The sequence below is a fragment of the Saprospiraceae bacterium genome (assembly GCA_016716185.1).
In the GTDB taxonomy this organism is placed as follows: domain Bacteria; phylum Bacteroidota; class Bacteroidia; order Chitinophagales; family Saprospiraceae; genus Vicinibacter.
Genome location: JADJWV010000003.1, coordinates 227,831 through 242,619 on the forward strand (window position 1 = coordinate 227,831; position 14,789 = coordinate 242,619).

Consider the following 14,789-nt stretch of genomic DNA (forward strand, 5'->3'; position numbering starts at 1 on the left):
AAACTCGAAAGCTTTTAAAATTCAAAACGTCAAAAAGTCAAAAGGCCTAAAAGTCAAACCCCTCCCCCCCTCACAACAAGGTCGATTGTCTAAAATCATTTTTATCAACATAGTCTGTTGTAAAATGCAATCCCCGGCTTTCTTTTCGCATGGAAGCCGAGCGGCTTACCAGATATCCAATCGTAATTAAATTGCGCAATTCGCATAAGGCTGCTGAAAGTGTGGTGCTGTGGTACAAAACTTCTGTTTCTTCATACAGAAGGTGCAGTCGCTTTAAGGACCTTTCGAGACGCACATTGCTTCTGACAATGCCTACGTAATACGACATGATTTCTTTAAGTTCCTTGATGCTTTGCGTGATCAAAACCATTTCTTTCGGATGTGCGGTACCGGTGGCATCCCATTCGGGAATGTCTGTTCGCAAATTCAAAGCATCAATTTTATTTACAAGATCTGATGCAATCCGATAACCAAACACTGCGGCTTCCAACAATGAGTTGCTGGCAAGCCTGTTTGCGCCATGCAATCCTGTGCTTGTGCATTCTCCGCAGGCATATAAATTACGAATACTGCTGTTTCCCTGAGAGTCCACTTTAATACCTCCACACAAATAATGACAGGCTGGGACGACCGGAATCATTTGTTGCATCGGATCAATTCCAATACTTAAACATTTTTCATAAATGTTTGGAAAGTGTTGAATGAATTCCGATTTATCCAGATGGCGACAATCCAGGCAAACGAAATCTTCCCCGCGCATTTTCATTTCATTGTCAATAGCTCTTGCTACAATATCCCTGGGAGCCAGAGACAAACGCTCATCGTAATTCTGCATGAACTCTTGTCCATCCTGTGTTTTTAGGATGCCTCCAAATCCACGTACCGCTTCTGAAATCAGAAATGCAGGATTTTCAGAAGTTGGTCTGTACAATGCAGTAGGATGGAATTGAACAAACTCCATATTCTCAACATGCCCTTTGGCACGGTACATCATGGCAATGCCATCGCCGGTGGCGATGATGGGATTGGTGGTAGTCCTGTAGATCTGACCTGCACCCCCTGTGGCCAAAATGGTGATTTTTGCCAAATGCGTTTCTACTTCGAGGTTTTTAAGATTCAGCAAATAAGCCCCATAACATTCGATATCGGACATGATGCGCGTCACATTATATCCGAGATGATGTTGTGTTAAAACGTCGATGGCATAATAGTATTCCAGAATTTCAAGATTTGGAAATTGCATACACTTTTCGAGTAGAGCTCGTTCAATTTCAGCACCGGTGACATCCTGATAATGAAGTATCCTTTTTTCAGAATGTCCACCTTCGCGCGCAAGATCGTAATGTGCGGCATCAACTTTATCAAATCTCGCACCCCAGTCGATTAACTCCTGTACGCGTGCTGGTCCTTCTTCAACGACGATCCTTACGATGTCTTCATTACACAATCCATCACCGGCATCCAGGGTATCGAGCAGGTGTTTTTCAAAATCATCTTTAATGCGATCCCAAACTGCGGCAATACCACCTTGTGCATAACGCGTGTTGCATTCTTCCCTGGAAGTCTTGCTTACCAGGCTTATCTTAATTTTTGGATTTTTCCTGGCAATTTGAATAGCGGAGGTAAGTCCGGCAATACCGGTTCCTATGATCAACACATCGGTTTTAAAAATCATTTTAGTTTTTGTAATGCAAAATTAAAGAATCTTGCCGGACTGTAGTGAAGTCCAAATTAGGTTTTTCGTTCGATGCAAATTTTTAGAGATGAAGGGCAATCCAGGCTTATATATTAAGTTGAATATAAATAATTAAGATCATCATAAAGCAAACGAAAATGCATATTAATAATAGTCCGTTCCATTTTAACAAAAACTAAATTTTTTGTTCTCTTTCGTGTCTTGTTGCCTTCGTGACTAAAAATAGGCAATGGAATCTCAAAATTTAGAAATGAAGAATCTAATGCCGTCCCGATAAAATTTCATGACATTACATTTAAGAAATGATTCCAATCAATTTTTTCCGGATTTCGAAACTTCGAAAAGTCCAAACTTCGAAACATCGAAAAATCTATTCTATTTATTTCGATTACTGTCCTAAAGAATTTTTAATCGTTTTTGAGATCTTCCCGCAGATCACGGGGATTTTTACAGAATGTAATTCCCGTTTCAATGACTTTCATGCCTTCAATCTTTTCTGCGTAATCTGCGCAATCTGCGGGAAATTCATTTTTTATGGCTTCCTGCAGTTAAACAAAGGCTTTATAGATTTGGCATTCTTCCTACTTTAAGCTGTTCACGAGATGTTCCCGAAAATCACGGGGATTTTCGCAGAATATAATTCTCGTTTAAATGACTTTCATGCCTTCAATCTTTTCTGCGTAATCTGCGCAATCTGCGGGAAATTCATTTTTTATGGCTTCCTGCAGTTAAACAAAGGCCTTATAGATTTGGCATTCTTCCTACTTTAAGCTGTTCACAAGATGTTCCCGAAGATCACGGGGATTTTTGCAGAATGTAATTCCCGTTTCAATGACTTTCATGCCTTCAATCTTTTCTGCGTAATCTGCGCAATCTGCGGGAAATTCATTTTTTATGACTTCCTGCAGTTAAACAAAGGCTTTATAGATTTGGCATTCTTCCTACTTTAAGCTGTTCACGAGATGTTCCCGAAGATCACGGGGATTTTCGCAGAATATAATTCCCGTTTAAGTTACCTTCATTTTGTCCAACTCAATTATTTTGATATACATCCTAAAGGTCGAAAGGTCGAAATATTTAACGAAATGATCAATAGATTTTCCCTATTTTAGCCTTTTCATTCATGTAATCCAAACGAACTTAATGAGAACAATTTGTAAATTCAAAATGATGAACTCAATTAAACATATTATTTTATTGCCGGTCTTCCTGTTTAGTTTTACCAAAATTTGTATGGCACAGGGATGCAGCGATGCAGGATTTTGTACCCTTCAAAGTTTTCAACCCGGGCAGACGGCAGAAGGTTCAGCCTCAAAGAACCGCATTAAAATCGGAGTTTCTACAGGGCAGGCTGACGAATCTATTTCTGTATTGGGTAGCCATTTCGAATACGGAAGACAACTCGGCGATCGTTTGAATTTAGATGTGAAGCTCACTTCCATCGGACAAAACGGAAACGATATATCCGTTTATGGCCTGTCAGATGTATTTCTTTCCTCGCAGTATCTGATAAACGATAACTTCAACATGAGCCTCGGCGTAAAACTTCCACTTTCAAAAGCAGATAAAAAGGAGGATGGTTTCAGTTTGCCTTTGGATTACCAATCCAGCCTGGGTACGCTCGACCTGATTTTCGGCCTAAGTAGTCGGATCAAGAAAATTCAATGGTCAGCCGGACTTCAAATGCCATTGTCCCAAAATGAAAATGATTTTCTGGCTGAAAGTTTAGACTCCTCCAACATACTTCGAATGTTTCAGTCAACCCGGTCTTTCAAGCGGGCGGCAGATATTCTCTTACGCATTTCTTATCCCTTGAAATTATCTGAAAAATTAAATCTGACACCTGGAATACTCCCCATCTATCATTTAAGCAACGATAAATTCACCAATGCCTCCGATGTTGAGCAGGAAATTGATGGTTCCGGCGGACTCACCCTCAATGCCAATGCACATTTGGAATATACCATCACTGCAAAAAACTCTTTGCTCTTGAATGTAGGTATGCCCCTGGTCGTCAGAGATGAAAGACCCGACGGACTCACCCGAAGTTTCGTTGCCAATCTGGAATATCAGATGAGATTCTAAGTCAGCTGTTTATTTAAGGTTCTTTGTATTTTGGAAAAAACGCATTAGAAAAGAAAAAGACTTGAGATTTTTTTTAATTCTGTTCCAAATTATGAATGAATACCTGCGAAAAATTGGAAAATCCCGTATGGTTTGTTATGACCGGGAAGCAGCAGGAATTTGCTTGTGACTTTGTGGGTATGAAATTTTACAAACCGGAATTCTGTCCATTGGGCGCATTCAATGCTAACTGAAGTGCACTGCAAGAAATCCAATTGTATTTCAGGTTCACCAACAATTTTTATGTAGAGGGCAACAAGCCGATTTATAATCATGACATTAAACTAGTGAAAGGGTTGGTTTGCAGACAAATGATTGCCGAAACAAAAATGAATCTTGAAATTACAGAGTGTATTGTGCATCTCTATTCTATGGAACAATTAGTTGATTTATTTATTCATGTGAATCAAATCCAGCCCTGATATTTTAGAACTAAAACATCTGACTTGGGTATTTATTACTGAATATACAAAGACCATATACTGGAATCCGCTGCTGGCGTACGCATGAAAATAAATGGACTCACTGAAGTCAGCGCAGTGGTTACCCATCCGGGTCATACAAGCCGGGGATATGCCAGTCAATTGATTGCATTTACTAGCGTGAAAATTTACGAAGAGAATAAGCTCCCTTTTCTGCATGTTGGGGATGTGAATTTGGCGGACATTGGACTTTACGAGAAACTTGGCTTTAAAACACTTCGCAATATCAGCTTCAGGAATTTTGAAGCGCAAGCGGAATCGCAATAATGAAAAGCTACAACAAAAATTCAAAAAATAATTCCAAACAAACTAACAAAATTGAAATTTTATTCATACAAGCCTGCGAACCTAAATCCCGATAAAATTGCATAATATTTTAGTAAAGAAAAAGTTAGCTTTATTTTATCGGGACTACAAGCCTCCATCCCGATAAAATTGCATAATATTTTAGTAAAGAAATAATTCTCTATATTTTATCGGGACTCCAAGCCTTTTACCTCCCCTTAACCAAACAACTCGAATTTGATTTTTTCTCGGGGAATTCGCTGTTCGAGGTAGAGTTTGACAATGGCTTCGTCAATCATTTCCTGCCAGCCACACAACATAAATAAACTGTGTTCGCGAGAAATGATGTTATTGTTCAATAGATCCAAATATGCTTCGTGTACATATGAATTCCGGAATTGGATGCCTGGAAAATCTGCTATTGGAAACTCATTCGTTCTCGACAGGCAGATCGTTGCATGAAATTTAGGAATTTGATTTTTCCAAGACTCCCATTCGCTCCGGTAAAGTATATCTTCAGGATTCCTGCAACCAAATATCAACTCAATGGTTTTATAATGATGACCATCTAGCATGATCTGCTGAAGCATAGCCCTGAATGGAACCAGGCCCGTTCCGGTACAGATGAGGATCAAATCCAATCCTTCTTGGGAGGGTAAAATAAAACTTCCCTCCGGACCTTTGGCTTTAATTTGATCTCCTGTCTGAATCTTGCTAAAAAAATATTCAGACGCAGGTCCATCCTTTTTATAAGATATACAGAATTCAACTTCTCTGTCGCCCTGATTTCGGTTGGCAATGCTGTAACTCCTCCAGCGCTGCAATCTCTTTTCACCAATGGGTAGATCGCAGGTGAGAAATTGTCCCGGGATGTGATTCAATTTGGTATCTTCTGAAACTTTAAAAATATATCGATTTGTAACAGGAGTTTCCTGAATAATCTGTTGTAAGCTAAGGGAGTGCCAGATAACGGGAGGCATAGGATTTTATAAAGAAACAGTTGACTGGCGAAATGGTTAAAGAACGAGATCCCGGTACGGAATGAGTTTTTGATAACCCTTATTAGAAAAATAACTTTCCGTTTCTTCTCTGGATTTGTTGCTGGTGATCAGGGCCAGATCACCACCCCAGGCCCCAAGTGATTTTACTTCGCCCCAAAAATCTCTGAAAAGTCCGTCTTTTATTTTTTCAATTTTGAGATAGTCCGATAGCAAATTTTCATGATCGCGTACCCAGTTCTCAAATTGATCAAGGCTTTTTAGATCCAATAGTTTTTCAGTCAGATCACTTGCTTTCTGCAAAATTTCTTTGGGTGGTTTATTTTTCTTGGCAAACTCTACCGCTTCCCGACTGTCTGTTTTGTGATTCAGAACTACAAAATACAATTTGTCACCAAAATTGGGTTTGAAGTCGACCTGCTCCAAATCAATTTCGCCGTCTCCCAGGGCATAGAGTAAAGGGCCTGAGGCTCCAGCGCAAGCCACATCGTAACCGGAACCGGACTCCACATCAAAATAAAGATGGTAGGGATTGACATCGGCCCAAAGCGCCATGTTGTAGATCAGTGTCGAACTCGATCCAAGCCCCCAATCCAGAGGAAACTCGAGGTAATGATCGACTTTGTATTTTTTCCAGTGCGACAAAAATTCGGAATTGTTCTGGCAACAGGCCTTTAATATTTTTCTTAAATACTTGCCGGTTTGAGGATCAGTGGCCTCAACCACATCAAAACCCAGCAGATCGATTTCGGCCGAGAACCATTTTTTTCCTTTGTCGTCGTAAGAATTCCAAAGGATCTCTGAACCATTCAATTCCTGGACTTTCATTTTCTGTCCAAAGCGGGATGGCAATGCCAATGCTTTAGCACCAAAGAGGACGAAATACTCCGAACTCAACAAGACTTTGCCTCGTGCGTAAAATTCTGCCTTAATAGCCCAGGTTTTAGGTAATTGGGGCGAATATAGGGAAATTTTATATATATGTGTAAAATTAATATGAGAAGCGAAAATTTGGGTTATAGAACGTGGTGCCATTTGAAAAATTAAATAGGGCAATTTTTACCCCTTTAGGGCGCACAAGTTGATTGCCGAAAATGGAGAGGCAAAAGAAGCATACCCCAAAGCGAAAAGGCAAGATCGGATCAAGAAATAAGGTTGCTGGTGTAGGGTGTACAGATATAGACAGATAATTGATCCAGGATTAAAATTTTGAATGCAGAATGACAATTAATGATGGATTATAGTCAAATGATTGGTAAATACCAATTAGAACTATCCTCAGCGTACACCAAATGCGCGAGCGAATTGTGCATTAAAGCATGAATGAACAAAGTACATTTCCTTATTTTTAATAGCCCAAGAAAAATATTAAATTTTGTATAGAATCCTTGAACTAACACACGTTATCTTTTCTTGCCCTTAGCAGCCATCCCGATAAAATTGCATAATATTTTAGTAAAGAAATAATTCTCTATATTTTATCGGGACTCCAAGCCTAAATGCCTAAATGCCTAAATGCCTCCAAGCCTACATGCCTCCAAGTCTACATGCCTACATGCCTACATGCCTAAATGCCTCCAAGCCTACATGCCTCCGCCCCTGCCAGAAAATGTCAATCCCTCACCACTTCAAACTTTTTACTTATTTTCCTTCCATTACATTGAATCTCCAAAATATAGTTGCCTGAATTCAAGGTTGTGGTAGGAATCCAGTTAGTTTCAAGGATGGGCATGCTGAGTACTATTTTGCCCTCCATATTTATAATTGTTAATTCACGGAGCGCAAATCCGGTATCGTTTGTAATGCTAAGACCATTGGATGCAGGATTTGGGTATAATATAATTTGGTTTGATAGATTCAATTCTTCGTTCGAAGTGATCACAAAGTTTACACATGCTGAACTATTTTTGCAGCCATTGACATCGCTTAGCTTAACGCCGTATTTGCCATTTTTTACGGGTGTGAAACTTTGTCCGGTTGCACCTGGTATATCAGAACCATTATCGCAGTCAAACCACTGATACATAACTCCTCCCAGATCGGCTTTAAGTGTGTTCTGAGTTTGGCTTACAGTATTTAAAAGTGTTATAAAAGTCAAGGAGGCTTGAATGATGCTATCGCAACCATTCATGGCCTTTAATTTTACTGTATAGTTTCCTGTTTGCGTAAATTTTTCATTTCCAATGGTGAACTCTTCCCCCGCACAAAGTGATTTTGAAAGATTTGTTGTAATGGCAGGTCTTACGGTTAAGTTCAGTTTTACAATACTGTCGCATTGATTGCTTGCATTTAGTTTTATTTCGTATTGCCCGGATTGATTAAATACCTGATTTCCTATTATTACAGAATCTCCGGCACAAATGCTATGTGTCCATTGAGTTGTTTTAGCAGTGCAAAAATTGTTTTCATAGTATCCAATTCCGGTTGCAGTTTTGGATAGGTCCTGTAACATGAATAAATCGAGATCACCATCACTGTCTATGTCTACCAAGGCGGGTGGATAGTATCTTTCACCGGATTTTGTACTTGGAATTCCAGCTAACGGTTTAGATAATTTAAAATCAGCTTTTCCATCCAAACGGGCAATGTTTTCAAGATATAACAGCTTCGATATATTGTTTGAACTTGATAAAGAGATGAAGTCATTATCTTGATCGTTATCGATATCGCCAATGGTAATAAATTGATTTTCCCCAAGACTTTTCTCCAGGCCATTGGTGTTTTGATACCATCCAAGGAATTTCGGATTTGATTTCGTTCCTATATTTTTGGCATATAAGAAGACGGGCCTTTGGATTTTCTCACCAGACGTCGTTCTTTCGAGAAAATATCCGCTCATAAAAAGATCCAGATCTCCATCTTTATCCATATCTGCCAAAGAAGGCATAAAAAGGCTACCGGAAATAAAAGGATCAAGTCCCAATTGATCTCCGGAAATGATGTTGAATTGGTCCTTTCCACTTGTTTCCTTTCGTTGATAAAACAAAGTGGCCATATTTTTATTGGAATCCAATCCTGAAGAGACGACAAAATCCAATTTGCGATCATCATTGAGATCTCCGGCGGCCGGGAAGAAATAACCCTTTCGAAATGGAAAACTATCCATGAATGGTTTCCGCGGTGCAAACTTTGGACTCCATTTGGTTCCGATATTTTCTTGTACAGCTATAAAATAGGTGATTTGAGAAAAAGAGGTGATATTTCCTGATTGATCAAATTTGAGGGAGTCAATACCGGAAAGAATAAGGTCCTGGTCTCCATCACTATCCATATCATTAAACAATAAACTTGTAGATCTTTGTAATGAATCCTTATAATATTCCTGCATACTAAATAGATTTTTACCTTTATAGTTAAAGGATTGAGCATTTAGAATAGCAGTCTGTAACAAAGTGAAAACTAATATGTAGATATATGTATTCATAAACTATGTTTTATTTTTTACTTTTAATAATAAACCGAAATCAGGGATATATTTCTCTTCTTACGTAAAAAATGTCGTATGATATATTGTTATCAGAATCTTTTACAATGATGGCTTTACTCTCAGGATAATAGTTGTTATTAACCAAACCAACAAGAATAGTTAAATAATCATCTGGTGAACTATAAACTTCGTTTCGTGTAAATATTGCTTTGCCATAAGGGCCGGAATTGACCTCCCATGCCCCAACTAAATAGGTTGTAAATTCGCAGAAACCATCTGTGTCTTCAATTTTATAAGTTTTGTAAATGGTGTAATTAATAATTTCACCTACAATAGGCATTCCAGTTTGTTTATTAAAAATTTCAATTGTTACCTTATGTGTTTTATGAATTTCTGGTTTATGAAAATTACAGAGAGGAGTAGGGTCACCTTCTTCAATAGAAGCGAATCCAAAAAAGATAAATAGACCGATTGTGCAAATGGATAAAATGGATCGCCAATTCAAATTATTCATAAGATGAGCACATTTTTTATCACAGCCTGTTATATTTATAATGATCATTTAATTTATTTTTAACAATTTATATCCTAATATTTATTGGTCTAAGGTTTAATTCTTTAGTTAAGAGTGTATTTTCAAATGTTAGATTGAATGTATCATGGGTATTCTTCTTGTTTCAATAAAATATAGAAATCTGAATGAGCGTCATAATCGTGTGTAAAATGTAGGGTGTACTGACTTTTATTATAACCAGGTCGATCAATTGTGAAGTCTATAACTAATAAATCATCCTTTGAAGTATAGCTTTTATTCACCAATAGTGTTTTTGCAAAAGAATTTCCAAAATTCAATGTTATAGTATAAGCGTTTTTGAGTTCCAAACTGCATGGATCGTTTTTACCAGTTTTGGCATAATCTTTTATAAAAAAAGTGATAATTTGACCTGTCAATGGTTTTACTGTATCACCTGAATGCTCATACAAAAATATTTCATAAGCCTGAACTTTTGAAAAATGAGGATTAAAGTAGTCGCAATTATAAATCTGTGTTTCCGGATCTCCTTCATCTATGGAGGCAAAGCCAAAGAAAATAAACAAGCTCATTATAAAAAATGATAAAATCGATTTTAGCTTACAGTTATTCATATTGATTATTGAAACTGGAATTCTATTTTCCATGGTGATTATATTTTTATTACTTCTGTCTGTTTTGATTGGTATTTGTTTGTTTCAACCTGAATATCAGGAGTCTTTTTATTTGAGAAGAACATCAGTGTAAATGCCGCGCTGACTAGCATAATGAATAAATCATTGAAGTCAAAAACTCCAAGCTTCCTATAAATGATTTGAAGTAGTTCAAAGCCAAGGCCAACTAGAATGGCAGAAAGCATCCATTTGCCCGAAGTATTATTAAGCTTAAAATTCCAAATGGAAAGCATACTCATGACAAAAGAAAACATCCAGAGGCCATCAGGCGCTGAATAAATAAACCAGTCAGGCAAAGTAAAACCTTGTGCAAAATTCCTCAAAATACTCAGCTCGTTTTCAAAACCCAGATTTTGGGTCCATTGATAAATGGGAGTATGCATGTTCCTATATCCCAGATAAATAAACAGGCCGGAAAATAGGCTAATAAAAATGAGAAGATGCCGCAAGGTTAAATGAATTTAGTCTTTTAATAGTTTGCCGTGTTTCCCATTAAAAAGGGGTCCACTGAAAACATTGTTTAAAAGTAGATGATGTCCTGGTTTAGGTCAATTTAAATGTAAGAACCGTAACGATTTTGAGGATAAGCGTATGTTCCGACTTAAGATTTGAATAAATTTTTCAGGAAATTAAACTGACTGCCGCCAATCAGATGCTTGTGTTGGCTATTTAATAAGAACTTATGAAGGATGCGACTAAACCGGTGGGATACGACCAGGCTTTCATTAGTTTTGAGTTTTAGAGACTTATCCTGATGGTTGTATTGGCGCAGGTGGCAAAGATTTACGAGGCAACTTTTGCTGATTTGTATAAAATCAGGGTTCCCGTTAAAAAGCTCAAGGTAATGCCCTAAATGCCTGGTAGAGTGTAGGATCTTTCCGTCCGATAAATGAACATGTGAAATATTTTCATCGGCCTGGATATAAACGATCTGCTGCAAATCGACCAACTCGATAACGCCTTTTGGCAAGGCTATAGCTATCGATTTGAGCGTTTGGAGATCTCCTCTCAGGAGTTGAAGTAAAAATCCAATCTGGGTTTGTTGATTTTGTTGCTGTGAATTTTTCTTTTCCGCATAACGACGAACGGCTGCTTCAATATCCGGAGTATCAAATGGCTTTGTAACAAAATCCAGACAGGCAAATTGAATAGCCTTCAACGCGTTTTCAAAACTTCCATGAGCCGTAATAAAAACGAGTTCGGGCAACTTATACCCTTCTTTGAATAGTTTTTCCAAAACTTCAAAAATACTTGCATCCCGCAACTGAATGTCGAGAAAGGCAAGCTCAACTTCGGCATTTTTCAATGCATGGAATGCATCTTCGGCAGTTTGGGCTACCTCAATGAGGGTCACATGCAATGGGAGTTGTGCAAGAGTGTATTTCAGCGTTTCAATGATTTCGCTGTTGTCCTCAATAATGGCGGCATGTATATTCATTCCTCGTCTTTTATTTGAATTCGAACAATCGTACCCTGTGGAATGCGAGATAGAATTTCAATTTCTATGTGGTATCCCAACTCATTGAGCAATTGAATGCGTTCCTTAATAATTTTAGACCCGAGAGACTCATGTGTTAAAAAGGCATCTTTCCGTAACTCCTGAGCCCTTTTTATGCCAACTCCATCATCTTCAATTTCACAACATAATGAGCCATTGATCAAACTGAATTTGACCCATAAATTTCCTTTTATTTTCTGTAATAACAAACCATGTTTGATAGCATTTTCTACAAAGGGTTGCAATAGCATGGGGGGCAATGAATGATTCTCGGGATTTAAGTCCGGAGCAATTACCAAATGATAGTCAAAATGTGATTCATTCTTGGAATGTTCAAACTCAATAAAGGATCGGAGTAATTCTATTTCCGTACTCAGTAAAATTTCATATTCAGCATTTCCCGCTTTTAAGGTGTTGCCTTTGTAGGATGCACTTAAAAAATTTCTTAAAAGTTTTGATAGGGAAACGATGCTCCGACTGGCCTCTTCTTTCTTTTCAAAAAGCACCTTGTGCTGAATGCTTGCAAGGACATTAAAGATGAAATGTGGATTTAACTGAGCCAACAGTAGCTGTGAACGCAGGTATTTGGCTTCTTCCAATTGGCCTTCATAACGCTTTCTTTCCAATCGTTGTCTTATAAAATAAACAGAACTCATGACGAGAAGTAATGCAGTCATACCAATAGTAATGGGTGGAAACCAGGCAGCTCGATAAAAAGGTAACCGGATCGCGAAGTCCAGTCGATCCATCTGGCTCTTTTCAGGAGGTTTGTCTGTTGGTCCGGCTCTCACTTCGAAGCGGTAATTTCCGGAAGGTAAATTTTTCAAAATAACCTGGCTTTCCGGTTGCCAAAAGGACCATTCGCCTCCATTGATTCTATATTGATATTTTGTCACCAACGGGCGGGTGAAGCCAATCCCATCAAATCGGATGACGACATTTGACTCCCCATTTTTAATTTGAACCAATTTTGGGTGATGGTCAAAAGGAAGTCGCTGTTCATTGATGTGTGTGATAAATGCGGATATTTGCTGATCTCTTGTAATTAATTTCGAGGGCTCCAAGCGATCCAATGTGGTAGCCGAGCAAATCCAGATATAACCTTTCGAATCTTTATACAAGCCGGTAAACCCGGGATCTATGCCCAGATATCCATTCGATGCATTAAATAACAGAAATTCAACTTTGCCCGATTCTAAATAATGATCTGTTTCTAAAACATATAGTCCATCTTTTGTGGAGATTAAAAGCCTGCCATCATCCAAATCAATGATGGCCTTTACCATGCTTTGCAATACTTCACTTCTTATTTGAATAATGGAATCTTTAGCATAATCATAAAGCATTAATCCTCTGTCACCGCCTAACCAGAAATGGCCTTTTGCATCTAAATAGCTACAATAAACTCCCTGGCAGGGAAGTCTTCCGTTTTCAAAAGTATAATTTGTTATTGCCTGGGACTCCACATCGAGCTTGCTGACACCCGTGTAGCTACCCAGCCAAAAATATCCGTCTTTGTCTTGTGAGATATTCTGGATGTAATGATTTTTATGGATGCCTTCTTTTATGCCAAAATACTTTAAACTGTCAGGATGTTTTAGAAAAACAACGCCTTCCAATGCTCCAAACACAATTTGATCACCCCTTACATCATAGTAGAGTGAAAATACGGTTTTATTATTCCAAAGCATTCGCATCCGGTTTCCCTCTCTTATTTCCAGGCCCTGGTCTGTACCAAAATACAATCGTCCATTCTTGTCTTTAGCCGAAGCAGAAAAGTAATGATAGGAGGGTCCCAACTGATTTTGTTTAAGCTCATTCGATTTGGCATCTAAAGTAAAAAGACCTGTTCCATAAGTGCCGAACCAAATTTGGTGGTTTTGATCTTCCAGCACGGTCCATACATTCGACAATTCTCCTATGGGGAAAGAATAAAATGCCCGGCTAAAAGTATGCCCGAGACCATTTTCTGAACCGATCCAAAATTGATGGTATTCATCCTTTGTCACATCATTTGTTACAGGAAATTCATGCGTGAAAACGATTCTTTGCCCGCCAAGGTCAGGAAGATCCAACTTATTTCTAGTCGAATTCCATATTTTGTTTTTCTTCAAGTCTTGAATTTCAGGTTTTAATTCATGCAAATTGAGGGCTGCTACAGGACTGATTTGGTTTCCATCTATATAAGACAAAACCCTTTTTTGAATTCCTTGAAAAGAGTCTTTCATAACAAATGGTGTTCCTTCTAAGTCTCCCATACTGGGATACAAAAAATATCCACCATTGGAAAGAGCACAAATTGTATCATCCTCAATATAAAAAATGTTTCCCTCTGCTAGCAAATATCCTGTGTTCTTCAATTTGTCGAATTGGTATCGAAGGCTCCCTTTTTTTTCAACGATTGTTTTATATTTTCCATCTCTCAATACATAAAGTGCTGAATGGGCATACCTTTCACAAATCCAAATCGAATTGTCCTGATCAACTGCTAAATCAAATACCACACTTGTATAGGGTTTTGGAAAGGAATTAAATGCAGCTCCGTCGAAAAGGCATATTCCATTGTAGGTTAAAATGACGAGATTACCCTCTGTATCCTCATCAATTCCATGAATGCGATTGTGTAACAAACCATCAGCCTCTGTATAAGAAGAAAATTTCTCACCATCGAATTTATTCAAACCATTTCGCGTGCCAATCCATAAGTATCCACGACGGTCAATATGCAAAGCAGAAATTTTCATTTGAGAAAGTCCATCTCGCATGGTAAATAATCGATATGAAGGAGGCTGGGCGAACAACCAACTACAATAAAATATAAGTAGTATGGAAGTAATGGTCTTCAATGGATAAAATTGCAATGAAAAATTCAATCAGCAATCAATCTGCTTAGTACAAATATATTGAACTTTAAATCTAAAAGAGAAATTAATAAATAGCTATCCGCAATGAAACTAAATTATAAACCTTGAACAACCACTATTTTACCTAAACGATATAAGCAAATTTATTTATTAAATTATTGCGTTATGCTGACTTCCTGACTAACAGACTTCCAACCTACATGCCTCAA

General features: G+C 38.0%; 12 protein-coding genes. 3 read left to right on the top strand and 9 right to left on the bottom strand.

Annotation, left to right across the window (positions count from 1 at the left end; translation table 11 throughout):
- Positions 1-70: 70 nt before the first annotated feature.
- Entirely contained in the window at positions 71-1,672 is a 1,602-nt protein-coding gene (nadB, locus tag IPM34_14195; protein MBK8956687.1) for an L-aspartate oxidase, read from the bottom strand.
- A 1,257-nt stretch (positions 1,673-2,929) separates the two neighbouring features.
- On the opposite strand from nadB, the gene IPM34_14200 reads away from it, so the two are divergent.
- From IPM34_14200 to IPM34_14210, 3 genes are all read left to right on the top strand, one after another.
- Positions 2,930-3,781 (top strand): hypothetical protein, encoded by an 852-nt coding sequence (locus IPM34_14200; GenBank protein MBK8956688.1) that lies wholly within the window; start codon positions 2,930-2,932, stop codon positions 3,779-3,781.
- 95 nt (positions 3,782-3,876) lie between these two features.
- Complete coding sequence (locus IPM34_14205) at positions 3,877-4,014, top strand: hypothetical protein (GenBank protein ID MBK8956689.1); 138 nt, start codon at positions 3,877-3,879, stop codon at positions 4,012-4,014.
- 312 nt (positions 4,015-4,326) lie between these two features.
- Positions 4,327-4,569: a GNAT family N-acetyltransferase gene (locus IPM34_14210; protein ID MBK8956690.1), complete on the top strand. Its 243-nt coding sequence runs from the start codon at positions 4,327-4,329 to the stop codon at positions 4,567-4,569.
- Positions 4,570-4,805: 236 nt separating this feature from the next.
- Here IPM34_14210 and IPM34_14215 read toward each other — a convergent pair whose 3' ends face one another.
- From IPM34_14215 to IPM34_14250, 8 genes are all read right to left on the bottom strand, one after another.
- Positions 4,806-5,567 (bottom strand): hypothetical protein, encoded by a 762-nt coding sequence (locus tag IPM34_14215; protein MBK8956691.1) that lies wholly within the window; start codon positions 5,565-5,567, stop codon positions 4,806-4,808.
- Positions 5,568-5,603: 36 nt separating this feature from the next.
- Positions 5,604-6,620 (bottom strand): GHMP kinase, encoded by a 1,017-nt coding sequence (locus IPM34_14220; protein ID MBK8956692.1) that lies wholly within the window; start codon positions 6,618-6,620, stop codon positions 5,604-5,606.
- A gap of 577 nt (positions 6,621-7,197) precedes the next feature.
- Positions 7,198-9,009 (bottom strand): T9SS type A sorting domain-containing protein, encoded by a 1,812-nt coding sequence (locus IPM34_14225; protein MBK8956693.1) that lies wholly within the window; start codon positions 9,007-9,009, stop codon positions 7,198-7,200.
- A gap of 40 nt (positions 9,010-9,049) precedes the next feature.
- Positions 9,050-9,574 (bottom strand): hypothetical protein, encoded by a 525-nt coding sequence (locus IPM34_14230; protein MBK8956694.1) that lies wholly within the window; start codon positions 9,572-9,574, stop codon positions 9,050-9,052.
- A gap of 95 nt (positions 9,575-9,669) precedes the next feature.
- A complete protein-coding gene (locus IPM34_14235; GenBank protein ID MBK8956695.1) occupies positions 9,670-10,191 on the bottom strand; it encodes a hypothetical protein in 522 nt (173 codons plus the stop codon).
- A gap of 5 nt (positions 10,192-10,196) precedes the next feature.
- Complete coding sequence (locus IPM34_14240) at positions 10,197-10,541, bottom strand: hypothetical protein (protein MBK8956696.1); 345 nt, start codon at positions 10,539-10,541, stop codon at positions 10,197-10,199.
- A 278-nt stretch (positions 10,542-10,819) separates the two neighbouring features.
- Positions 10,820-11,656 carry a response regulator transcription factor gene (locus IPM34_14245; protein ID MBK8956697.1) on the bottom strand — a complete coding sequence of 279 codons (837 nt, stop codon included), beginning with the start codon at positions 11,654-11,656 and terminating at the stop codon, positions 10,820-10,822.
- A complete protein-coding gene (locus IPM34_14250) occupies positions 11,653-14,481 on the bottom strand; it encodes a histidine kinase (GenBank protein ID MBK8956698.1) in 2,829 nt (942 codons plus the stop codon). Before IPM34_14250 ends, IPM34_14245 begins: the two co-directional genes overlap by 4 nt.
- Positions 14,482-14,789 lie beyond the last annotated feature (308 nt).